A 21,997-nucleotide genomic window follows, 5' to 3' on the forward strand; every position below is an offset into this window, starting at 1 on the left:
AATTAAGTCAACCTTTCCGCAGAAACAACTTGCAGCTTTTCATTGACGTCTTTACAGAAGTACAGGAAGTGATCTGAGCTTTCTTCAATGTTGTGTTTTTTGCGTAATGCTTCGGCTTTGATCGGAAAGTTTTTACTGACAATACTTGCCGGTTTATGATTCTTTTCTTTTTTAAAATCTTTATAGTCGCTTACTTTTTTGATCCGACAAACCCGACCAGCAAAATCGTCTATCAGTTCTTTAGAAGTATACAAATGTGTATTTGTATGTAATTTCTTGATCTGATAGTAAGAGGAAATTAGCTTGAAACATCCGGCCTTCAAAAGAGCGGCATCGGGATCGTAAAGATAGGTTTCGGGTTCACCGAAGATCGGTCTTGCACGTTGTTCTTCATCGGGATAGAACGAGAAACTAACTTCGTGTCGATTTAAGAGTTTGACGGTTATTCTTGGCCGCTGAACAGGAGTTTCCTGCAATACGATCAGTAATTCTTTGCATTCGTTTTTAATGCTAAGAATGTAGATTTCCTGGATGGATGTTAGTTGCGTCAGGGTTTGGCTGATATCCAGGAGTGGCGAAGATTTGACGATGACTTGTTTCGCTCGCTCCAAAAGTGAGCTGTGGTGATCGAGTATGTTGGGCTCGCAATCTTGTAATAGGAAGACTTTTTTGGTATTTACCCGACGTGCGGGGTCGACGTAGATCGTGTCAAATGAACCTTTCGGGCGACTTAACACGATATCGATTCCATTGCCTTGATTGAAGTCAATGTTGGGTCGTTTCAGAATTCGGGCATTATGTTTGGCTATTTCGGAAAGGAGGGGATCGAGTTCGCAATGCAATACCTGCTTTGCAGAAAGTGACATGTAATGTGTGTCGACTCCGAACCCACCGGTAAGGTCGATGAGCGACGTGCCAGTCTTGATAAGTTGTTGTTTGAAGTTGGCCGTGATTTCAGACGAGGATTGTTCTATTGAAAGCGCTTTGGGATAGTAAATACCTTTTGCTTGAAACCAGGTAGGAAGTTTCTTCTTCGCTTTTCGTCGCGATTCAATCTGTTGAGCAAGTTCACTGCCACTTACACCGGAAAACGGGCTTTGTTTTAGTGCTATACTACTAGGACTAGCGTTTTCATTCCGAAGAATAAACTCCTGAACTTCAGGAGTTATTATGTCCGGATTGAATTTCATGATGTTTTGTTGCGGATCAACATTTGACAGGTATAAGAGTCTTTGACTTCCAGAAGAACTTCCTTGTCAATGAGAACGCGATCGATCGTCTGCTGGTTGTAATAGCGTATGGTTACAAGTTCCAGGTCGGCTAAATGAGACACGCTAAAATCTTGCTGAAGCTCTTCAACTAACTTTGATACTTGCTTTTCATCGTAATCAACACTGACAGAAAAATTTACGGCGCTGTTGTGCATCATATTGATCTTTACTTTATGCTTATGAAAGACCTTGAAAATGTGACTTAGGTTGTCTTCAACGATAAAAGAAAAATCTTTCGGTAAAATGGAAACCATGGCTTGGTTTACCTTGAAAATAAAGGAAGGTACGGAGAGGCTTTCTGTGGTTTTGTGAATGCGTGTTCCCTGTCCGTTGGCGTCTATAAATGAACGTACATATAATGTTATTTCTTTATTTTCAAGAGGTTTTATGGTCTTGGGGTGGATTACATTTGCCCCATAGTAGCTAAGCTCGATTGCATCTAAATAGGATAATTCAGGAATGAGTTCAGTAGAACTAAACCATTTGGGGTCTGCATTGAGGATGCCGGGGACGTCTTTCCAAATGGTAAGTCCGGCAGCATTTAAACATGCAGCAAAAATTGCGGCTGTGTAATCAGAGCCCTCGCGACCCAGCGTGGTGGTAAAGTTTTCTGATGTTCCTCCAATAAATCCTTGCGTAACCGGTATCGCATTTTGCATGATCGAGGGAATATCCTTTTGGATGGCCGCTTCGGTTTTAACCCAGTCAACTTTCGCATCACGATAGGTATTGTCCGTGTGAATGTAATTACGGACATCAATCCACTGCGCATTCAGGCCACGGTACTGTAAATAGGCGCTTACGATTTTAGTTGAAACCATTTCGCCGATGGAGACAATCTGGTCATATAGGTAATCATAGGGGTCTTGGGGATCTTCTTCGATGATCCAGTCGATTTCAACAAATGTATTGAGTACATCATCAAAAACCGGATGGTTTTTGTCTTCGAAGAGCGAATCCATAATTTGAAAATGGAAGTGCTTGATCTCATCGAATAGTTGATGATGCGTTTCTTGTCTGTAGAAAAATGCGTTTAAAAGTTCTTCTAACCTGTTAGTCGTCTTACCCATCGCTGAGATAATCACTAGCAATGGTTCGCCTTTATGTTGTTCAATAATCTGCAGTACGTTCTTTACACCTTCTGCATCTTTAACGGAGGCTCCGCCAAATTTAAATATGTGCATTGAGTTTATTACAATTTCGAGTGTTGACTGATGAGCTCTTTTGCTTTTGGTGTCAAAAGATTTTCTATTTGAGTATATGGAATCGTTAATTCGGTGATTCCGTCTGAATATGGTTTGATTTCGTATATATTATAAAGGAAAAGAAGGCTATCTTTCTTCAATAGGAAATTGTCGTTTAAACTGAAGGTGTTGTCCTCAAAGAAAAAGGAACTGATAGGGGTATCCTCTCCACGTGCTTTCTTTTCGTTTTCTAAGAAAATAGTTTCTGCAATGTGGGTTAGCGAATCCATTTTTCCTTCTGCAATAATCTCATTTAGGGCAATTTCCCTCTTTTCGTTAAGGTCATAGTTCGTAAATAATACGCCGTAGGAACCGTGAGCACCGCCGGTATAATTGTCAGTCCTTACCTCCAGTCCCAAATAAAGTGGGGTGTTGATAGGAACGTAAACCTCGGTATTGGTGTACCACGGAAAGGGGCTGTGCACAGCTTCTTTTTGGAAATTGTCATACTCGCTGATAAATTCCTTAGCCGCCTCTTCAATCGTTTCTGAGCTTGTATCGGGATAAATGAATGATAAACGTGATTCAAGGTAGTGGTTTAATTCGCCTAAGCTTCCTTCGTCAAATTTAGGATAACTAACCTGATAGTATGTTTTTCCCATCGAATCTGTGGTCTCCGTTTCTATTTGACTTTCTAAACGATAATTTTCTCGGGTATAGGCAATCGTGTCAACTGCTGTAGAGTCTACCGATTCAGTAGAGTCTGCCTCGTTATTCTGTTGGGGTGAATTACACGCAAATAAAGTGACTGTTGCGAGAAAGAGGGAAGAGATAATAAATTTAGTCATAACAAGAATTTTTGTGAGATTAATTATGATGCGTAACGGACGCGTTTAACCAACCGTCCTCGATTGCAGCACCGTAGTTTTTGTAAAACTTGATCGCAGGCTCGTTCCAGTCGAGGACTTGCCAAACCATGCCTGAGTAACCTTTCTCTTTGCTAAGGTCTAAGACTTTGTCAAACAATAATTTTCCAAGGCCTTTACCTCGTTGTTTTTCGGTAACGATAATATCCTCCAGATACAGTCGGCGTCCTTTCCAGGTAGAATATCGGATATAGTAAAGAGCCATCCCCTCAATGCGACCATCAACATCAGCGACATAAGCTTTCCAAACAGCGTCGGGACCAAAACCGGCAGCTTCAAACTCGTCCATGCTGACGGTGACCTCATTGGGTGCTTGTTCATACTCTGCTAGTTCCTTGATCAGTTCAAGCAGTCGCGGACAGTCATCAATACGAGCTTTTCTTATTTGAATTCCCATTCTATTTATTATCGTAATTGCGTTCTCCAAAAACCAAACTTCCGATGCGGACCATGGTGCTTCCCTCTTCTAAAGCGATTTTATAATCAGAAGACATGCCCATGGATAACTCTTTAAATGCAGTGTCCTCCTTAAAGAAGCTCTCTTTGATACCGGAGAAAAGTACGTTTAGATCATGGAACTCCTCTTTAATCATTTTTTCATTTGGCGTGTTTGATGCGATACCCATCAAACCGACAATCCGGATATTCTCTAAGCCTTTATACTCTTCGGAACGGAGCAAGTCGATCGCATCGGCATATTCTAAACCAAACTTGGTGTCCTCGCCTGATATTTGAATTTGTAAAAGACAATCAATAATCCTGCCTACTTTAAGCGCTTGCTTATTTATTTCTTGTAAAAGTTTAAGGCTGTCGACCGAGTGAATGAGACCGACATAGGGAGCAATATATTTTACCTTATTTCTTTGCAGATGGCCGATTTGATGCCAGACAATATCATCAGGTAGCTGCGCTTGCTTTTCATTCAGTTCTTGAACTTGATTCTCACCAAAATGGCGCTGACCCGCAGCATAAGCTCCTTTAATTTCCTCTACACTCTTGGTCTTCGATACGGCAATCAATAAAGTTGGATAGTTTTCCAGCTCATTATTAATTTTTTCAATTTTTTCTGCTGTTGTCATACGGTAGGTAATTTCTGCCAATGGCAAATATTTATTTGTATTTTTGTTGCAAATTTAACAAATGCAACGGTGTTTAGGAACTTTCCTTCTTTTGATTTTATTTATTGGCTGTAAAGAAGGCCCGCCAAAGGGTGTATTGAAAAAGGATGTGATGACAAATGTTCTATATGAGATACATCTTTCCGAAGGTTACCTGTTTACAAGCGCGGTCGATTCAATGCGACAGAAAACAGCTGATTTTAATGAAGGTATCTATCAGCACTATAAGACGGATTCGGCAACTGTTCGGCAAAGTCTGGAATATTATGCCAGTCGCCCGCAGATCCTTCAAGAAATTTATAATGAGATAGGGGCGCGGTTGAAAACGATCGACGAAGAAATGCGGACGGCCGAGAATGATCGATACCGATCAGTATTTGTTGCAGATTCAATTAAACGTGCTGCCGTTGCTGATAGCTTACGGAGGATTGAGCTCGATTCAATAAGACAAGAAAACACAAAGCACCTCTTGTATTGGAAAAGTCCGGATTCAACAAGCTTAAAGCCGAAGCCATGGACATGGGAGAATAGTTCAAGATTTCCCCTGTTGAAGGAGGAGGTGCTTGAGAATTATCCGGATACATTGACAGCAGATACGTCTTTGAAGCTGATGCCTCAACCTGTGCCGACCCTAGAATAACAATGTGTTGAAATGATCTATCCCGAAAATGCAGCGGAAAAGCTGGGATTTGTAGAAATTAAAGAACTTATCAAGGCAAACTGTCTTAGTATGATGGGTAAGGAGATGGTTGATAAAATTCAACCCATGCATCAATACGGACAGATTGATAAGTTTTTAAGGCAAACTCATGAGTTTAAGGATATTTTAGAGAATGATTCTCCGCTGCCGATTGATCACCTGTATCCGATTAGAACATTTGCGGATAGGATACGCGTAGAGGGTTCTTTTCTGTCGGAAGAGGAGTTTTTTCAGATTTCCCTTTCGCTGAAAACGGTGTTCAGTGTCATCAATTATTTCAATGAACGAAAGGGTGTCTATGAAGCTCTTGAAATGCTTTTTGAACATTTGACTATTGAGCGGACGATTGTAAAAAATATAGATAACGTTATCGATCAGAACGGCTCGATGAAGCCGAGCGCATCACCTAAACTACAAGAGATATTCCGAGAAATTGCCTATGCTGAAAGAGAGTCGCGAAAAAGGATGGATGCTCTATTGAAAAAGGCGCAAGATGCGGGATGGACTGCGGATGGTGGATTGACCGTGAGGGATGGGCGACTGTGTATCCCGATTTTAGCGGAGAATAAAAGAAAAATTAAGGGCTATATTCATGATGAATCGGCGACCGGTCAGACAGTATACCTGGAGCCGGAAGAAGTTTTTCAGTTAAATAATCAGTTGCGGGATCTGGAGTTTGATAAGCGTCGGGAAAAAGTTAGAATTCTGATTGCTTTAACAACGGAATTGAGACCTTTTGTGCCATCGCTTATATCTTATCATGGCTTATTGAGCAAGTTGGATTTTGTAAGGGCAAAGGCACTGTTCGCCATTGACATAGAGGCTACGATGCCCGAGCTGCAAAAAGAGGCATCTCTTAATTTCATCAATGCACGGCATCCGCTTTTATTTTTGAACTTTAGAAGAGAAGGACAAACCGTTGTTCCGCTGAATGTGGCAATTGACGAGACGCAGCGGATCATTGTGGTGTCTGGTCCCAATGCCGGCGGTAAGTCGGTTTGTATGAAAACGATCGGTTTGTTGCAGATGATGGTTCAAGCGGGCTTACTTATTCCTGTAGATCCGAATTCAAAAGTAGGTGTTTTTAGAAACTTTTTTGCGGATATTGGCGATGATCAGTCGATTGAAAGTGATCTGAGTACCTATAGCGCACACTTGTCTAAGATGCGTTATTTTATGGAGCATAGTAATTCGCGTTCATTAATATTGATTGATGAATTTGGTGCTGGTACCGATCCTCAGTTTGGCGGCCCGATTGCGGAAGCTGTGCTTCAGAATTTGAATAAAAAGAAGGTGCGAGGTGTGATTACAACGCATTATTCAAATTTAAAGTTGTTCGCCAATGCAACGGAAGGCTTGGAAAATGCTTCGATGCTGTTTGATAATGCGGCGATGCAGCCTAGGTATATTTTAGAGATTGGGAAGCCTGGTAGTTCTTATGCGTTTGAGATAGCATATAAGATAGGCCTTCCGCAAGATGTACTTCAAGGAGCAAAACAAAAGATAGGTACGCAGCAGAAGAAGGTAGATCATCTGTTGGTCGATTTGGAGCGGGAGAAAAAGGAGGTTCACGAAGCTAAAGTGAAGCTAAAAAGGAATGAGGATAAGCTTAACCGTCTTCTCAAGGAAAATGAAGAACGGTCTGCTTTTTTGGAAGAAAACAAAAAGCAGATGATGAAGCAGGCGAAGTTGGAAGCTCAGGAGGTGTTGAAGAATGCCAATCGACTCGTTGAGAATACCATTGCTCAGATTAAGGAATCCAACGCCGATAAGGAGAAGACCAAGGAGTTGAGAAAAGTGCTTGATTCAGAGCTTGTGAAAAATAAATCGATCGCCCCGAACAAAAAAACCGTTCAAAAAGATGAAGAACTTGCTATCGGTGATTGGGTCAAGATCCTTGATACGGGGACTATGGCTCAGATTATTGAGATTGCAAAAGGTAATTTGATTTTAGCAATCGGAGACTTAAGGTCTGTTGTGAAGAAAAATCGCGTGGAAAAGACGAGCAATAAAGAGGTTTCTAAATCGCTTAAGCGAGCCCACGGAACGCAGTTGACCGAGAGCCTTGCGAACTTCAATCCGGAAATTGATGTGCGCGGTATGCGAACAGAAGCGGCTTTGTACGAGATCGAAAAGTATTTGGATAAAGCTATTATGATGAGCTTTCCTTCGCTGAAGATTGTTCATGGAAAGGGGAATGGAATTCTCCGAAAAATGATTCGTGATTATCTAAGAAAATATAAGGAAGTCGATCGTTTAGAAGATGAACACTTAGACCGGGGCGGGGATGGTGTTACCTATGTTTACTTTGTATAAAGACTTATCCTTTCGGACATTTTTTGCAACGTTTCCCCTTTTTATATTTTTTGCAACATTTTTTAAACTCACACGCTTGACAATCGTACGGGTTTAGTCCCTTGAATTTTTCCCATTCGATTTCTTTCCCATCGTTTGCCGCTATTTCAAATTTCATCTTCCTGATTAATAGATGGAAGCAAAGGTAGATTATTATTTAGAATTATTCTAATTGGCTGAATGTTTTTCCAGACAGTGAATTGATATTATTCAAAAATATCGGGTTTTTATAATATTTTCCGTATTTTGTCTATGCAGGATGTTTACCCAAAATAAGCCAATAACATGATTAATAAAGTAGTTAACAATGCGGAGGAAGCTATTCAAGGTATTCAGGATGGAATGACTTTGATGTTGGGCGGCTTCGGTTTATGCGGTATACCGGAGAATACAATTGCAGCCTTAGTAAAGAAAGGGGTAAAGGATTTAACATGTATTTCTAACAATGCCGGTGTCGATGATTTTGGAATTGGTTTGATGTTGCAGAAAAATCAATTGAAAAAAATGATCGCATCGTATGTCGGAGAGAATGCAGAGTTCGAGCGTCAATTATTGAGCGGTGAGCTCGATGTTGAGCTGGTGCCACAGGGGACGCTGGCGACGCGATGTATGGCAGCAGGTTATGGGATGCCGGCCATTTTTACCCCGGCGGGTGTTGGTACTGAAGTGGCAGAGGGAAAAGAAGTGAGGGTCTTTAATGGTAAGGAATACTTGTTGGAAGAAGCTTTTGATGCCGATTTTGCAATTGTTAAAGCATGGAAAGGGGATACGGCCGGGAATTTAATTTACAGGTTAACGGCACGTAATTTTAACCCGATCATGGCGATGGCGGGAAAGGTCACCATTGCGGAAGTTGAAGAGCTGGTGCCGGCGGGGGAGTTGGATCCCGATCATATTCATACTCCGGGCATATTTGTACACCGAATATATAAAGGAGAGAAATACGAAAAACGTATTGAACAGCGTACCTTAAGATCATAAGCTATGTTAGACAAAAACGGAATTGCTAAGCGGATAGCAAAGGAAATAAAAGATGGTTATTATATTAATTTAGGGATTGGCATACCTACTTTGGTGGCTAATTACATACCGGAGGATGTGAACGTTGTTCTTCAATCTGAAAACGGTCTGTTGGGCATTGGTCCTTTTCCGTATGAAGGAGCGGAGGATGCCGATTTGATTAATGCGGGGAAACAAACGATAACGACGATGCCCGGGTCGGCAATTTTTGATTCTGCAATGAGTTTTGGAATGATTCGAAGTCAGAAAGTGGATCTGACGATTCTGGGAGCGATGGAGGTTTCTGAATTTGGGGATATTGCCAGCTGGAAGATTCCTGGTAAACTGGTGAAGGGGATGGGAGGCGCCATGGACTTGGTGGCGTCGGCAAAGAATATCATCGTAGCTATGCAACAGGTGAATAAACACGGTGCTAGCAAACTGCTGCCTGAATGTAGCTTGCCACTGACAGGAAAGCGCTGTATCAGTAAGGTTGTAACCGAAATGGCGGTACTTGAAATAGACAAAGAGCAAGGAGGGTTTAGGTTGTTAGAGCGAGCGCCAGGGGTCAGTGTGGATGAAATTAAAAATGCAACTGCAGGTCGGTTGATCATCGAAGGTGATGTGCCTGAGATGCAGGTTAACTGATGATGACTGTCGACTGTTGGGACGGCCGACCCTTAAAAGAAAAACTGTCTTAGATAGCTTGAGATATCTTTTGCTGACTGTTGGATGTCAGTCAGCTTCTGACTGTTGTTTTCTATTATTTGGTTACAAATAGCTTTATAGGGTTCTAAATATTGTTCATAAGCCGGGACGACATGATTGTGCCATTTATAAGTGACATCTTCTTTGTTATACCCTCTTTCGACAGCATCTCGCTTGATGCGCCTTTCTAAGGCTATCTCGTTATTTGCATGTAAGAATAGTCGATGGTCTAATAGCTCGTTAATCTCTTCAAAATAATAGATAAACAGACCTTCAATAAGGAGAATTGGAGCTGGTTCGATGTTTAGTGTACGACTTTCCCTGTTTGGATTGTTAAAGGTGTACTCTTCCTTTGTTATACTCTTGCCGTTGATTAAAGAAACGATATCTTGGTGAAAGGCCTGACGGTCGATTGCCGTTGGAAGATCGAAATTATAAAGTTTGTTCTCTTCTTTGGTTAGGCCCTGGATACGGACATAGTAGTCGTCCTGAGAAATTACAGCAATTTCCCCCGGATTAAAATTGCTCGAAAAGCTTGTGAGAAATTCGGTCTTTCCAGAACCGCTGCTGCCAGCGACTCCAATAATATAAGGCTTATTGAGTGGGCGGGTCATTTCTTTTTAATTGTCCGGCACCCCGTAACTAATGTTAATCAAAAAGCGTTTGTCTAAGATCCCCAATAAATCGGCCGTGGCTTTGGATATGACAATCACCGCATCGTGAGTAGTAGCGTTTTCGGTGTACTTCCCTACAATTTTAGCGAAAGTTATTTTTTGGTTCATCGGGTTTGTTATTTTTACCACGGTGCCTACAGGTGCTGTTTTGTGGAGAGCCAGCATGTTTCCACTATCGGAATTTAGCCCTTCCAGCCAAACACCCACGCCGCGCTCATCTATCTGGCGTAAGCCGTATCGTTGAGCAGGTAAGGATGTATTCTTTTCTGGAATAATGATAGGATCACCGGTCGCTTCTGGCTCTGGTGTCTCGGTCACCGGTTCCGATTCTTCTGTGCCATCGGGTATAAGGATTGTCTGACCTGCTTTAATCGACCGGCCATTTTCTAGATTATTTTTGGCTACGATTTGTGCAACGCTGACTTGAAACCGCTTTGCGATCGTATAAAGGGTTTCACCGGCGCCTACTTTATAACGAATGCCGCTATCCGAAGGTTGATCAGGAGTAGTTGATTCAGACGCTTCTTCGCTTGAAGGGGCTCCCGATGTCGACGTGTTTTGATAAGGCCGATTCGACGGAATCTTTACTATGTCACCTATTTTAAGTGACTTGTTATTATTGAATGTCATGATTTCACGGTGTGAAACACCATATTTCCGAGACAATGAATAATAGGTCTCTTTACTTTCAAGTTGATGGACGATAACCTGCTTTCCGTTGTTGTTTTCGATACCAATAGAATCAATGCCGAAGACAGGAGTGGCTTCTGTAGTTTTGGTATGGAATGTGAATACAATAAGAAAGATGAATCCGGCGATATAGTGAAGAGAGTTGTTCATGCGCGCTTATCTGTTTTGCAAATTATTTTATTAGAACGTTTGCTGATCTGATTTTTGTATCGCTAAAATGCAATAAAATTTATGAATTGATGTATATTTATAGATGTTAACAATACAAATATTTCATTTACAAAATTAGTAATTTAAACCATACTTTATGGCGACGATAACGGATAGAAGATTTTATATCTTCTTTTTTACCCTATTTATGTTGGTGCTGCTATTTGCGCAAGGCGCGTGGGCACAGGAGGCAAAGCCAACTGTTTATAAGTTTTCTATTCGCGATGATATCAACGCGACATCATGGAGAAATACGAAACAAGCTTATTTGAAAGCTTCAGAACGGGGTGCTGATGTGATGCTGATCGATATGAATACATTTGGAGGACTGGTCAATTTTGCGGATTCGATTCGAAGTACGATTCTTGATTCACCTATAAAAACCATCGTGTTTATCAATCATAATGCGGCATCTGCTGGTGCGCTGATTTCTTTGGCGAGCGAAAAGATTTATATGGCGAAAGGTTCAAGCATTGGTGCTGCGAGTGTGGTAGATGGGCAGGGAGAAGTAATGCCAGAGAAGTACCAATCGTATATGCGTGCTCTGATGCGATCGACAGCGGAAGCTACGGGTCGTGATCCTCAGGTGGCGGAAGCTTTTGTAGATCAGGACGTTGATTTGCCGGACTTGAAAGACGATGGTAAGCTATTGAGTTTAACGTCTAAAGAAGCGGTCAATATTGGGCTGGCAGACGGAGAGGTGAATTCAATAGACGAAATATTGGCATTGGAGAGCCTTTCGGGTTCATCACTTGTGGTTCATCAAACAACCTGGGTTGACAACGTAATCGGCTTCTTGACGAATCCAGCTGTACAAGGATTTTTGATTGTGCTGATTATGGGCGGAATTTATTTTGAAATGACCTCGCCGGGAATCGGCTTACCCTTTGCCGTTGCTTTGGTATCGGGAATCTTATATTTTGCTCCTCTTTATATTGAAGGCTTTGCAGCCAATTGGGAAATTCTGTTGTTTGTCGTTGGGGTTATATTATTGCTACTGGAAATTCTCGTTATACCGGGATTCGGCGTAGCGGGGATAAGCGGTATTGTTTTGTTAGTCTGTAGTTTCGCCTTTAGTATGGTTCCTAACGAATCTTTTGATTTTTCGATGATGCCGCCTTATTTCTTGTTTAGATCGTTTTTATTGGTTATATTATCCATTGTCGCAGCAGTTGTTTTATCGGTGCTTTTTGGTAAGAGTATTCTGAATAGCCGTGCGTTTAAACGGTTGGTGTTAGCCGATGAGCAGTCTTCTTCACAAGGTTATGTTTCATCTATGTTTGACTCCCAAGTGATTGGTAAGGAAGGTATTGCTAGAACTGATCTGCGTCCATCGGGGAAAGTAGAAATAGACGGGAAGTGGTTTGACGCGGTTGCACTAGGAGGCTATATAGAGAAGGGGACAACAGTTCACGTTGAGCGGCACGAGAATTATAATCTTTTTGTTAGAAAAAAGTTTGAAGTGTAAAACAATTTGGCTCCCGAAACCTTTAAGAGAGTAATATTATTCAATTAACATTTAAATATAAAATATATCATGAACGCAAAATCAATTAGTTTGGAAGAGAAGAAGTTGAAACCGGTTGTCGAGAACTTACATGACTTATTAGCGAATTATCATATTTACTATCAAAATTTAAGAGGCTGCCATTGGAATATTAAAGGTCCTCATTTTTTTACTTTGCATGCAAAGTTTGAGGAGCTTTATAATGCGGCTATCACTACGATAGATGAATTGGCAGAGCGGATTTTGACCTTGGGTAAAGATCCGGAAAGTCGTTATTCAGTATTTAATAAGCAATCTGAAATTGACGAAATTGATACTGTGGGCATGAAAGACACCGATATGGTTAAGGCTATTGTTGAGAATTTAAGTGTCTTAATAGGTCTGGAAAGGGACTTGCTTGCGATTACGAGTGAAGCGGATGATGAAGGATCAAACGATATGGTGAATGCATTTATGCAGTTTAATGAAAAGCAGAACTGGATGTTGAGATCTTTTGTTAAGAAGATTTAAGAATTTTTCTCGATCTGATGAAAAGAGTGATGCGTCTATGCTATATAGACGTTTCACTCTTTTTTTTTGTAAATAATTAAAATTAAGGCAGTTGATTAACACTAGGTGATTTGAGTGTTTTTTTTTGGAAAAATGTTGGTGCTATTCCACATATTTTTTCTTTCTTTGTGCGCTGAAAGAAAACAAGGTTTAGGTAAAAAATAATATTTAAATTTTCTTTTGTATTATTACAACTTTGTATATCTTTGCAGTCCCTAAAGGAAAAAGGCGAATTGTCAATTAAATTTAGGAAAAAGGCCTCCTTAGCTCAGCTGGTAGAGCAACTGACTTGTAATCAGTAGGTCGCTGGTTCGATCCCGGCAGGGGGCTCGTTAAGAAGCCATAGGGCTTTGTTGAAATATAAAGGTGTTGGGGGGATTCCAGAGCGGTCAAATGGGACGGACTGTAAATCCGTTACTTCGGTTTCGAAGGTTCGAATCCTTCTCCCCCCACCAGGATTTAAAAGTTTATGATGTTTTGTAAACTTTGTTCGGTCCTTAAATGTTTAGGTTTTTACCGAATTAAAATAAGACATACAAGCGGAAGTAGCTCAGTTGGTAGAGCGATAGCCTTCCAAGCTATAGGTCGCGAGTTCGAACCTCGTCTTCCGCTCGAAATAGTTAAGAAGTTAATTCCTTTGGTAAAGGTATTGGCTTTTTAGCGTTTCAAAAAAACAAGCCGATGTAGCTCAGCGGTAGAGCACTTCCTTGGTAAGGAAGAGGTCATGGGTTCAAGTCCCATCATTGGCTCGTAAGCGTTTAATAATTGAAACCAAAATAAAAATTAACTTATCTACTAATTCGCATACAACATGGCAAAAGAGAAATTTGACCGCAGTAAACCCCACCTAAACATAGGTACTATTGGTCACGTTGACCACGGTAAAACGACTACAACAGCAGCTATTACGAAAGTATTGTCTGACGCTGGATTATCAGAATCTCGTTCATTCGATTCAATCGACTCAGCTCCTGAAGAAAAAGAGCGTGGTATTACAATTAATACATCACACGTAGAATATGCAACTGCAAATCGTCACTATGCGCACGTTGACTGTCCAGGTCACGCTGACTATGTTAAAAACATGGTTACTGGTGCTGCTCAAATGGACGGTGCTATTATCGTTGTTGCTGCTACTGATGGACCAATGCCACAAACACGTGAGCACATTCTATTAGGACGCCAAGTAGGTATTCCTGCTTTGGTAGTATTCATGAATAAAACTGACTTAGTTGACGACCCTGAGTTGTTAGACTTGGTTGAGATGGAAATTCGTGAATTATTATCATTCTATGAGTACCCTGGTGACGATATCCCTGTAATTCGTGGATCTGCATTAGGTGCATTGAACGGAGAGCAACAATGGGTTGATAAAATTATGGAATTGATGGAAGCAGTTGATAACTACATTCCACTTCCTCCACGTTTGACTGACCTTCCATTCTTAATGCCGATTGAAGACGTATTCTCGATCACTGGTCGTGGTACTGTTGCAACCGGACGTATTGAGCGTGGTGTAATCAACTCTGGTGACGCTGTTGACATCCTAGGTATGGGTGCTGAGAACTTAAAATCAACTGTAACAGGTGTTGAGATGTTCCGTAAGATTTTGGATAGCGGTGAAGCTGGTGACAACGTAGGATTGTTGCTACGTGGTATTGAGAAAACTGATATCCGTCGTGGTATGGTTATTTGTAAGCCAGGTTCCGTAACTCCTCACACTGAGTTTAAAGCAGAGGTATACGTGTTATCAAAAGCAGAAGGTGGACGTCACACTCCATTCTTTAACAAATACCGTCCTCAATTCTATTTCCGCACAACTGACGTAACGGGTGAGATTACCCTACAAGAAGGTGTTGAAATGGTTATGCCAGGTGATAACGTAACAATCAATGTTAAATTGATTAACGCGATCGCAATGGAAAAAGGTCTACGTTTCGCTATCCGTGAAGGTGGTAGAACAGTAGGTGCTGGACAGGTAACTGAGATCACTGCATAATATAGGCTTCGGCTTGAATATATAACAGAGTACCCTATAAATTATCTAGGGTACTCTGTTTATAAAAACTACGGGCATAGTTCAATGGTAGAATAGAGGTCTCCAAAACCTTTGATCAGGGTTCGAATCCTTGTGCCCGTGCAAAATAAAGAGCGTTTATGTCAAGTGTACTTGAATTTTTTAAAGAGTCTTACAATGAAATGATGCATAAGGTTACTTGGCCTACTTGGGGTGAGTTACAAAATTCAGCAGTTGTTGTGCTGATTGCATCTATTATTATTGCTTTATTAATATTGGCAATGGATGAGTCTTCAAGTTCTATTTTAAAGTTGTTTTATCAATCATTAGGATAAAAAAAGGAAATTGATGGCAGATCAAAAATTAAAATGGTACGTAGTACGTGCTGTAAGTGGAAAAGAAAAGAAGGTAAAGCAATATATTGAAGCTGAAATTAATCGCTTAGGTCTTACACAGCAGGTTCCTCAGGTATTGATTCCAATGGAAAAATACTACCAAATGAGGGATGGTAAGAAAATCGCCAAAGAACGAAACTTTTATCCTGGTTATGTGTTAATAGAAGTTGCACTTGATAGTGAATTAGAACACTTGATTAAAGGAATTAATAGCGTTATAGGTTTTCTTGGAGACAAGGAGGGTAATGCAATTCCACTTCGACCAGCGGAGGTTAATAGAATTTTAGGCAAGGTTGATGAGATGTCCGAGCAGGTTGAATCCATTAACGTTCCTTATTTCGTTGGTGAATCTGTTAAGGTAATCGACGGCCCATTCAACGGTTTTACAGGTGAAATCGAAGAAGTGAATGAAGAGAAAAAGAAACTTAAGGTGATGGTAAAAGTCTTTGGTAGAAAGACTCCACTTGAGTTAAACTACATGCAGGTAGAAAAAGAATAGAATACAAGTAAATGTTACGTTATATGCTTCCAACTTACTAACAAACATTTAGTAATTAAATTAAATTTAAAAAATGGCAAAACAAGTCAGTGGCTTAGTGAAATTACAGGTGAGAGGTGGCGCAGCCAACCCTTCTCCTCCAGTTGGACCTGCTTTAGGTGCAAAAGGGGTGAACATCATGGAATTTTGCAAGCAATTTAATGCGCGCACACAAGACAAAGCAGGTAAAGTATTACCTGTGGTTATTACTGTTTACGCCGATAAATCTTTTGATTTTATCATTAAAACACCTCCGGTAGCGGTTCAACTAATCGAAGCTACAGGATTAAAAGGTGGTTCTGGTGAACCTAACCGTAAGAAGGTAGGTTCCGTATCTTGGGAACAAGTAGAAACCATCGCAAAAGATAAAATGACTGATTTAAATGCGTTTACGGTAGAGTCGGCCATGAGAATGGTAGCAGGAACCGCGCGTAGTATGGGTATTACTGTAAGTGGTGATGCACCCTGGACAAATTAATTAAACAGATATCAATTTAAAAAAGTGGCTAGATTAACAAAAAATCAAAAGACGGCACTTACCAAAATTGAAGCTGGTAAAGTTTATTCATTAGAAGAAGCTTCGTCTTTAGTAAAAGACATTACTACGACTAAATTTGATGCATCCGTAGATATTGACGTTCGTTTGGGCGTTGATCCACGTAAAGCAAATCAGATGGTACGTGGTATAGCGACCTTGCCTCACGGAACTGGTAAAACCGTACGTGTTTTGGTACTTTGTACTCCTGATAAGGAGGAAGAGGCTAAAGCAGCCGGTGCAGATTATGTAGGTTTGGATGAATATATCAGTAAGATTGAAGGAGGATGGACAGACGTAGATATCATTATTACCATGCCTAGCGTTATGGCAAAAGTAGGTAGATTGGGTCGTATTTTAGGACCTCGTAACCTTATGCCAAACCCTAAGTCAGGTACGGTTACTCAAGATGTGGGTAAAGCTGTGACTGATGTAAAAGGCGGTAAAATTGATTTCAAAGTTGATAAAACCGGAATCATTCATGCTTCAATAGGTAAAGTGTCATTTTCTGCAGATAAAATTTATGAGAATGCGTTGGAAGTTATTCAAACGATCTCTAAATTAAAACCTTCTGCAGCGAAAGGAACTTACTTTAAGAGTATACACATCTCATCAACGATGAGCCCAAGTGTACAAGTTGAAACTAAATCAGTAGTGGGGATCTAATCATGAGAAAAGAAGAAAAACAAGAAATTGTAGAAGCTTTAGCAGATCAGATCAAAAACTATGGTAATTTCTATATTACTGACACTGCTGATTTGACTGTAGAAAAAGTAACTAGCATTCGTCGTAAATGTTTTGAGAAAGGGATCGTGATGCAAGTGGTGAAGAATACCTTGATTCGCAAGGCTATGGAAGCTGCTGGCGTTGATTCTGAAGAATTGAGAGATACCTTAAAGGGGTCTTCAACTCTATTGTTCTCCGAAACAGGAAGCGCACCTGCGAAATTAATTAAAGAGCTTAGAAAGTCTGGTGATAAACCTGTACTGAAAGGCGCTTATATTGATGCGTCTGTTTATGTAGGCGATGATCAGGTTAATTCATTGGCAAGCTTGAAATCTAAAGATGAGCTTATCGGTGAAATCATTGGGTTACTTCAGTCTCCTGCGAAGAACGTTATTTCTGGCCTTCAATCAGGTGGAAATACGCTTGCTGGAATTGTTAAAACTTTACAAGAAAAGGAAGGTTAACGGACTCCTTAAAAGTTCGATAAATTATTAATTATTTTATTACGCACAATTCAAAAATTTAAATAAAATGGCAGATTTAAAATCGTTTGCTGAACAGTTGGTAAACTTAACGGTAAAAGAAGTTAACGAGTTAGCTCAAATCTTAAAAGATGAGTATGGTATCGAACCAGCTGCAGCAGCTGTAGCGGTAGCAGGACCAGCAGCAGGCGCTGAAGGTGGTGCTGCAGCAGAAGAAAAAACATCATTCGATGTTGTTCTTACTGAAGCTGGTGGCTCAAAATTAGCAGTTGTTAAATTAGTAAAAGACTTAACAGGTCTTGGACTAAAAGAAGCTAAAGAATTAGTTGACGGTGCACCAAAAGCATTAAAAGAAGGTGTTGCTAAAGACGAAGCTGAATCGTTGAAAAAACAACTAGAAGAAGCAGGAGCTACTGTTGAGATTAAATAGTTCTCTAAATAGTTCTATTAGCATTAGACTCCGAAATATCTCGGGGTCTATTGCTGTTTGTAGATAAAAGTAAAATATACTTGATTTGACTATTCAAGTTTCCTTTTAGGATAAAAAATATAGTCTAACGTGCAGTTTATTTAAACTAAATTCTTATTCCCTTGGCAAATAAAGATATTCGTAACGAAAGAGTAAATTTTGCGACCAGTAAAAAGGTAATTGATTACCCGGATTTTCTGGATGTGCAACTTCAATCTTTTATGGAGTTTTTTCAGTTAGAAACAACTTCAGATAACCGCCACCAGGAAGGGCTATTCAAAGTATTTTCTGAAAACTTCCCAATTTCTGATTCAAGAAACATTTTTGTCCTTGAATTTTTAGATTATTTTATTGACCCTCCGCGTTATGATATACAGGAATGTATTGAGCGTGGATTGACTTATAGTGTTCCACTTAAAGCTAAGCTTCGTCTGTCTTGTAATGACGAAGAACATGAGGATTTCGAAACAATCGTACAGGATGTGTACTTAGGAACGATTCCTTACATGACGCCGAAGGGTACTTTTGTCATCAACGGTGCTGAGCGGGTGATTGTTTCTCAATTACACAGATCGCCAGGTGTATTTTTTGGCCAGAGCCGCCATACAAATGGTACTAAATTATACTCGGCAAGAGTAATACCATTTAAGGGCTCATGGATTGAGTTTGCTACAGACGTAAATAATGTCATGTATGCTTATATCGATCGTAAAAAGAAATTCCCGGTTACTACGCTTCTTCGGGCAATTGGATATGATTCTGATAAGGATATATTAGAATTATTCGAATTGGCGGATGAGGTTAAAGTAAGTAAATCAGGCTTAAAAAAATTACTTGGAAGAAAGTTAGCCGCTCGTGTTCTTAAAAAATGGGTGGAAGACTTTGTTGACGAAGATACGGGTGAAGTTGTTTCGATTGATCGTAATGAGATTATCTTAGAACGTGAAACGATATTAGAAGAAGAGCATATTGAGATGATCATTGACTCAGGTGCTAAAACAATCATTTTGTCGAAAGATGATGCTTCTAGCAACGCGGATTACTCGATTATTTATAATACACTACAAAAAGATACTTCCAATTCTGAGAAAGAAGCGGTAGAACATATATATCGTCAATTGCGGAATGCGGAACCGCCTGATGAAGAAACAGCTCGTGGTATCATTGATCGTTTATTCTTCTCTGATAAACGTTATGATCTAGGAGATGTTGGTAGGTATCGCATTAACCGTAAATTGAAACTTGATACAGACGGAGACATTAAGGTGCTTACAAAGCAAGATATCATTGCGATTGTGAAGTACTTGATCAACTTAATCAACTCGAAAGCAGAAGTTGATGATATTGATCACTTGTCAAATCGTCGTGTACGTACTGTAGGTGAGCAGTTATACGCTCAGTTTGGTGTTGGTTTATCTCGTATGGCGCGTACTATTCGTGAACGTATGAATATACGTGATAACGAGGTCTTTACACCGACTGATCTTATCAACGCGCGTACATTATCTTCGGTAATTAATTCGTTCTTTGGAACAAATCAGTTATCGCAGTTTATGGACCAAACAAATCCACTTGCTGAGATTACGCATAAGCGTCGCCTTTCGGCTTTAGGGCCTGGAGGACTTTCTCGTGAGCGCGCGGGTTTTGAGGTTCGTGACGTTCACTATACTCATTACGGTCGTCTTTGTACAATTGAAACACCTGAAGGGCCGAATATCGGTTTGATATCATCACTTTGTGTGCATGCGAAGATCAATAATTTAGGTTTTATTGAGACTCCTTACCGTAAAGTTGAAGAAGGTAGAGTAGTGGTAGAAGAGCCGGTTGTGTACTTATCTGCTGAAGATGAAGATGGTAAGGTAATCGCTCAAGCAAATGCTGAGTATGATGATAAAGGTAATTTCATCACTCCACGTGTTAAGGCACGTTTGGAAGGTGATTTCCCGATCATTGAACCTGAGCGTTTGGACTTAATGGATATTGCTCCAAACCAAATTACGTCGATTGCTGCGTCGTTGATTCCTTTCTTGGAACATGATGATGCCAACCGTGCTTTGATGGGGTCAAACATGCAACGTCAAGCCGTACCATTATTGCGTGCAGAAGCTCCTGTGGTTGGTACAGGTCTTGAAGGACGGGTTGCAAGAGACTCTCGTACGTTAATTAACGCTGAAGGTAATGGTGTCGTGGAATATGTTGATGCAAACGAGATTAAAATTCGTTATGAAAGAACAGAGGATCAGAAACTTGTATCCTTTGATGACGATGTAAAGACGTATCGACTTATTAAATTCAAGAAAACGAACCAGAGTACTTGTATAAACTTGAAACCTATTGTTGTTAAAGGACAGAAGGTCGAAAAAGGTCAGGTACTTTGTGAAGGATATGCAACGCAGAATGGCGAGTTGGCGCTGGGTCGCAACCTAAAGGTTGCTTTCATGCCTTGGCAAGGATATAACTTTGAGGATGCGATTGTGATTTCTGAGCGTGTAGTAAGTCAGGATATCTTCACTTCTCTTCATATAGATCAGTTTGAACTAGAAGTTCGTGATACGAAACGTGGAGAGGAAGAATTGACTCCAGATATTCCAAACGTATCAGAAGAAGCTACGAAGGATCTTGATGAAAACGGTATTATTCGCGTTGGTGCAGAAGTTAGAGACGGTGATATTCTTATTGGTAAGATTACTCCAAAAGGAGAGTCTGATCCTTCACCGGAAGAAAAACTTTTACGTGCTATCTTCGGAGATAAAGCCGGGGATGTTAAAGACGCTTCATTGAAAACACCTCCTTCAATCCAAGGGGTTGTTATCGATACCAAGTTGTTCTCTAGATCGAAGAAAACGTCTAAAGCCGAAGAAAAAGCTGCCCTTGAAGAATTGGAGAACCGTTTTAATAAAGCAACCAAGAGCTTAAAAGACCGATTGGTTGAGAAGCTTTTCAGCATTGTTAACGGTAAAACATCACAAGGAGTTTATAGCGTTTACAAAGAATTGTTGGTTGCAAAAGGTGCTAAGTTTACACAGAAGATTCTGACCGACTTAGATTACACCAATATCAACCCAACAAAATGGACTACGGATGAAGATAAAAATGAGCTGATTAAACAAACGCTTCATTTCTATAACATCAAGATTAACGAGGAGTTAGGAGCATATAAGAGAGACAAGTTTGCGATTAGTGTAGGAGATGAACTTCCTTCAGGTATCGTTCAAATGGCTAAAGTATATGTTGCTAAGAAACGTAAGTTAAAGGTGGGTGATAAGATGGCTGGACGTCACGGGAACAAGGGTATTATTGCTCGTATCGTTCGCGATGAGGATATGCCATTCTTGGAAGACGGTACTCCGGTTGATATCGTCCTTAACCCACTAGGGGTACCTTCTCGTATGAACCTTGGTCAGATATATGAGACTGTTCTAGGTTGGGCTGGTCAGAAACTGGGAGTGAAGTTTGCTACTCCGATTTTTGATGGTGCTGAGACTGAAGAAGTTGAGGAGTGGATTAAAAAGGCTGGATTGCCAGAAGGAGGAAGAACCTACCTGTATGATGGTTTAACCGGCGTTCGCTTCGATCAACCTACTACAGTTGGTGTTATCTACATGTTGAAACTTGGTCACATGGTGGATGATAAGATGCATGCTCGTTCAATTGGACCATACTCATTGATCACACAACAACCTCTGGGTGGTAAAGCTCAATTTGGTGGTCAACGTTTCGGTGAGATGGAAGTTTGGGCGCTCGAAGCATTTGGCGCGGCCAATATCTTACAGGAAATCTTGACTGTTAAATCCGACGATGTTGTTGGAAGGGCTAAAACATATGAGGCAATTGTAAAAGGTGACAATTTGCCAACGCCTTCTGTTCCTGAATCGTTTAATGTATTAGTACATGAACTACGCGGACTGGGCTTAGATATCACTTTAGATTAGTACTCTTAATTA

21 protein-coding genes and 5 tRNA genes are annotated in these 21,997 nt (G+C 40.5%); 19 read left to right on the top strand and 7 right to left on the bottom strand.

Features of this window, described 5'->3' with window-relative positions; all coding sequences use genetic code 11:
- Window positions 1-2: 2 nt before the first annotated feature.
- The 5 genes from WKR92_RS11950 to WKR92_RS11970 are packed head-to-tail and all read right to left on the bottom strand — an operon-like array spanning window position 3 to window position 4,460.
- Window positions 3-1,190: a class I SAM-dependent methyltransferase gene (locus WKR92_RS11950; protein ID WP_375558066.1), complete on the bottom strand. Its 1,188-nt coding sequence runs from the start codon at window positions 1,188-1,190 to the stop codon at window positions 3-5.
- Window positions 1,187-2,455: an aspartate kinase gene (locus WKR92_RS11955; protein WP_375558067.1), complete on the bottom strand. Its 1,269-nt coding sequence runs from the start codon at window positions 2,453-2,455 to the stop codon at window positions 1,187-1,189. Before WKR92_RS11955 ends, WKR92_RS11950 begins: the two co-directional genes overlap by 4 nt.
- A gap of 8 nt (window positions 2,456-2,463) precedes the next feature.
- Complete coding sequence (locus WKR92_RS11960; protein ID WP_375558068.1) at window positions 2,464-3,303, bottom strand: PdaC/RsiV family protein; 840 nt, start codon at window positions 3,301-3,303, stop codon at window positions 2,464-2,466.
- 19 nt (window positions 3,304-3,322) lie between these two features.
- Window positions 3,323-3,778: a GNAT family N-acetyltransferase gene (locus tag WKR92_RS11965; RefSeq protein ID WP_375558069.1), complete on the bottom strand. Its 456-nt coding sequence runs from the start codon at window positions 3,776-3,778 to the stop codon at window positions 3,323-3,325.
- A 1-nt stretch (window position 3,779) separates the two neighbouring features.
- Complete coding sequence (locus tag WKR92_RS11970) at window positions 3,780-4,460, bottom strand: YggS family pyridoxal phosphate-dependent enzyme (protein WP_375558070.1); 681 nt, start codon at window positions 4,458-4,460, stop codon at window positions 3,780-3,782.
- A 61-nt stretch (window positions 4,461-4,521) separates the two neighbouring features.
- On the opposite strand from WKR92_RS11970, the gene WKR92_RS11975 reads away from it, so the two are divergent.
- The 4 genes from WKR92_RS11975 (at window position 4,522) to WKR92_RS11990 (ending at window position 9,201) form a co-directional block, all read left to right on the top strand.
- Window positions 4,522-5,139 carry a DUF4296 domain-containing protein gene (locus WKR92_RS11975; RefSeq protein WP_375558071.1) on the top strand — a complete coding sequence of 206 codons (618 nt, stop codon included), beginning with the start codon at window positions 4,522-4,524 and terminating at the stop codon, window positions 5,137-5,139.
- Window positions 5,140-5,151: 12 nt separating this feature from the next.
- Window positions 5,152-7,515 (top strand): endonuclease MutS2, encoded by a 2,364-nt coding sequence (locus tag WKR92_RS11980; protein ID WP_375558072.1) that lies wholly within the window; start codon window positions 5,152-5,154, stop codon window positions 7,513-7,515.
- A gap of 324 nt (window positions 7,516-7,839) precedes the next feature.
- Complete coding sequence (locus WKR92_RS11985; RefSeq protein WP_375558073.1) at window positions 7,840-8,535, top strand: CoA transferase subunit A; 696 nt, start codon at window positions 7,840-7,842, stop codon at window positions 8,533-8,535.
- Window positions 8,536-8,538: 3 nt separating this feature from the next.
- Window positions 8,539-9,201 (top strand): 3-oxoacid CoA-transferase subunit B, encoded by a 663-nt coding sequence (locus WKR92_RS11990; protein WP_375558074.1) that lies wholly within the window; start codon window positions 8,539-8,541, stop codon window positions 9,199-9,201.
- Between the two features lie 32 nt (window positions 9,202-9,233).
- Here the strand turns inward: WKR92_RS11990 and WKR92_RS11995 are convergent, their stop codons facing one another.
- A complete protein-coding gene (locus WKR92_RS11995; RefSeq protein ID WP_375558075.1) occupies window positions 9,234-9,875 on the bottom strand; it encodes a uridine kinase family protein in 642 nt (213 codons plus the stop codon).
- A gap of 6 nt (window positions 9,876-9,881) precedes the next feature.
- Window positions 9,882-10,775, bottom strand: a complete 894-nt coding sequence (locus WKR92_RS12000) for a DPBB and LysM peptidoglycan-binding domain-containing protein (RefSeq protein ID WP_375558076.1) — start codon at window positions 10,773-10,775, stop codon at window positions 9,882-9,884.
- Window positions 10,776-10,932: 157 nt separating this feature from the next.
- Between WKR92_RS12000 and WKR92_RS12005 the strand changes: the two genes are divergently transcribed.
- The 15 genes from WKR92_RS12005 (at window position 10,933) to rpoB (ending at window position 21,985) form a co-directional block, all read left to right on the top strand.
- Window positions 10,933-12,303 (top strand): NfeD family protein, encoded by a 1,371-nt coding sequence (locus WKR92_RS12005; RefSeq protein ID WP_375558077.1) that lies wholly within the window; start codon window positions 10,933-10,935, stop codon window positions 12,301-12,303.
- 69 nt (window positions 12,304-12,372) lie between these two features.
- A complete protein-coding gene (locus WKR92_RS12010; protein WP_375558078.1) occupies window positions 12,373-12,852 on the top strand; it encodes a Dps family protein in 480 nt (159 codons plus the stop codon).
- Between the two features lie 296 nt (window positions 12,853-13,148).
- A tRNA-Thr gene (locus tag WKR92_RS12015) sits at window positions 13,149-13,221 on the top strand.
- 41 nt (window positions 13,222-13,262) lie between these two features.
- Window positions 13,263-13,346, top strand: a tRNA-Tyr gene (locus WKR92_RS12020).
- Window positions 13,347-13,430: 84 nt separating this feature from the next.
- Window positions 13,431-13,503, top strand: a tRNA-Gly gene (locus WKR92_RS12025).
- 65 nt (window positions 13,504-13,568) lie between these two features.
- Window positions 13,569-13,640 (top strand) — tRNA-Thr (locus tag WKR92_RS12030).
- Between the two features lie 62 nt (window positions 13,641-13,702).
- Complete coding sequence (tuf, locus tag WKR92_RS12035) at window positions 13,703-14,890, top strand: elongation factor Tu (RefSeq protein ID WP_375558079.1); 1,188 nt, start codon at window positions 13,703-13,705, stop codon at window positions 14,888-14,890.
- Window positions 14,891-14,960: 70 nt separating this feature from the next.
- Window positions 14,961-15,031, top strand: a tRNA-Trp gene (locus WKR92_RS12040).
- A 17-nt stretch (window positions 15,032-15,048) separates the two neighbouring features.
- Window positions 15,049-15,243: a preprotein translocase subunit SecE gene (gene secE / locus WKR92_RS12045; protein ID WP_375558080.1), complete on the top strand. Its 195-nt coding sequence runs from the start codon at window positions 15,049-15,051 to the stop codon at window positions 15,241-15,243.
- A 13-nt stretch (window positions 15,244-15,256) separates the two neighbouring features.
- Window positions 15,257-15,802 (top strand): transcription termination/antitermination protein NusG, encoded by a 546-nt coding sequence (gene nusG, locus WKR92_RS12050; RefSeq protein WP_375558081.1) that lies wholly within the window; start codon window positions 15,257-15,259, stop codon window positions 15,800-15,802.
- 73 nt (window positions 15,803-15,875) lie between these two features.
- Complete coding sequence (rplK, locus tag WKR92_RS12055; protein ID WP_375558082.1) at window positions 15,876-16,319, top strand: 50S ribosomal protein L11; 444 nt, start codon at window positions 15,876-15,878, stop codon at window positions 16,317-16,319.
- Window positions 16,320-16,343: 24 nt separating this feature from the next.
- Window positions 16,344-17,042 carry a 50S ribosomal protein L1 gene (gene rplA / locus WKR92_RS12060; protein ID WP_375558083.1) on the top strand — a complete coding sequence of 233 codons (699 nt, stop codon included), beginning with the start codon at window positions 16,344-16,346 and terminating at the stop codon, window positions 17,040-17,042.
- A 2-nt stretch (window positions 17,043-17,044) separates the two neighbouring features.
- Entirely contained in the window at window positions 17,045-17,566 is a 522-nt protein-coding gene (rplJ, locus tag WKR92_RS12065) for a 50S ribosomal protein L10 (RefSeq protein WP_375558084.1), read from the top strand.
- A gap of 67 nt (window positions 17,567-17,633) precedes the next feature.
- Window positions 17,634-18,014 carry a 50S ribosomal protein L7/L12 gene (gene rplL / locus WKR92_RS12070; protein WP_375558085.1) on the top strand — a complete coding sequence of 127 codons (381 nt, stop codon included), beginning with the start codon at window positions 17,634-17,636 and terminating at the stop codon, window positions 18,012-18,014.
- 161 nt (window positions 18,015-18,175) lie between these two features.
- Window positions 18,176-21,985 (top strand): DNA-directed RNA polymerase subunit beta, encoded by a 3,810-nt coding sequence (gene rpoB, locus WKR92_RS12075; protein WP_375558086.1) that lies wholly within the window; start codon window positions 18,176-18,178, stop codon window positions 21,983-21,985.
- Window positions 21,986-21,997 lie beyond the last annotated feature (12 nt).

Source organism: Albibacterium profundi, assembly GCF_042159835.1.
Classification (GTDB): domain Bacteria; phylum Bacteroidota; class Bacteroidia; order Sphingobacteriales; family Sphingobacteriaceae; genus Albibacterium; species Albibacterium profundi.

Coding starts and splice junctions, on each gene's coding strand:
- rplJ (WP_375558084.1), top strand. CDS start 17,045: ATGAGAAAAGAAGAAAAACAAGAAATTGTAGAAGCTTTAGCAGATCAG.
- WKR92_RS12010 (WP_375558078.1), top strand. CDS start 12,373: ATGAACGCAAAATCAATTAGTTTGGAAGAGAAGAAGTTGAAACCGGTT.
- secE (WP_375558080.1), top strand. CDS start 15,049: ATGTCAAGTGTACTTGAATTTTTTAAAGAGTCTTACAATGAAATGATG.
- rplL (WP_375558085.1), top strand. CDS start 17,634: ATGGCAGATTTAAAATCGTTTGCTGAACAGTTGGTAAACTTAACGGTA.
- WKR92_RS11955 (WP_375558067.1), bottom strand. CDS start 2,455: ATGCACATATTTAAATTTGGCGGAGCCTCCGTTAAAGATGCAGAAGGT.
- WKR92_RS12000 (WP_375558076.1), bottom strand. CDS start 10,775: ATGAACAACTCTCTTCACTATATCGCCGGATTCATCTTTCTTATTGTA.
- WKR92_RS11980 (WP_375558072.1), top strand. CDS start 5,152: ATGATCTATCCCGAAAATGCAGCGGAAAAGCTGGGATTTGTAGAAATT.
- WKR92_RS11950 (WP_375558066.1), bottom strand. CDS start 1,190: ATGAAATTCAATCCGGACATAATAACTCCTGAAGTTCAGGAGTTTATT.
- WKR92_RS12005 (WP_375558077.1), top strand. CDS start 10,933: ATGGCGACGATAACGGATAGAAGATTTTATATCTTCTTTTTTACCCTA.
- rplK (WP_375558082.1), top strand. CDS start 15,876: ATGGCAAAACAAGTCAGTGGCTTAGTGAAATTACAGGTGAGAGGTGGC.
- WKR92_RS11995 (WP_375558075.1), bottom strand. CDS start 9,875: ATGACCCGCCCACTCAATAAGCCTTATATTATTGGAGTCGCTGGCAGC.
- tuf (WP_375558079.1), top strand. CDS start 13,703: ATGGCAAAAGAGAAATTTGACCGCAGTAAACCCCACCTAAACATAGGT.
- WKR92_RS11990 (WP_375558074.1), top strand. CDS start 8,539: ATGTTAGACAAAAACGGAATTGCTAAGCGGATAGCAAAGGAAATAAAA.
- WKR92_RS11960 (WP_375558068.1), bottom strand. CDS start 3,303: ATGACTAAATTTATTATCTCTTCCCTCTTTCTCGCAACAGTCACTTTA.
- WKR92_RS11965 (WP_375558069.1), bottom strand. CDS start 3,778: ATGGGAATTCAAATAAGAAAAGCTCGTATTGATGACTGTCCGCGACTG.
- WKR92_RS11985 (WP_375558073.1), top strand. CDS start 7,840: ATGATTAATAAAGTAGTTAACAATGCGGAGGAAGCTATTCAAGGTATT.
- WKR92_RS11975 (WP_375558071.1), top strand. CDS start 4,522: ATGCAACGGTGTTTAGGAACTTTCCTTCTTTTGATTTTATTTATTGGC.
- nusG (WP_375558081.1), top strand. CDS start 15,257: ATGGCAGATCAAAAATTAAAATGGTACGTAGTACGTGCTGTAAGTGGA.
- WKR92_RS11970 (WP_375558070.1), bottom strand. CDS start 4,460: ATGACAACAGCAGAAAAAATTGAAAAAATTAATAATGAGCTGGAAAAC.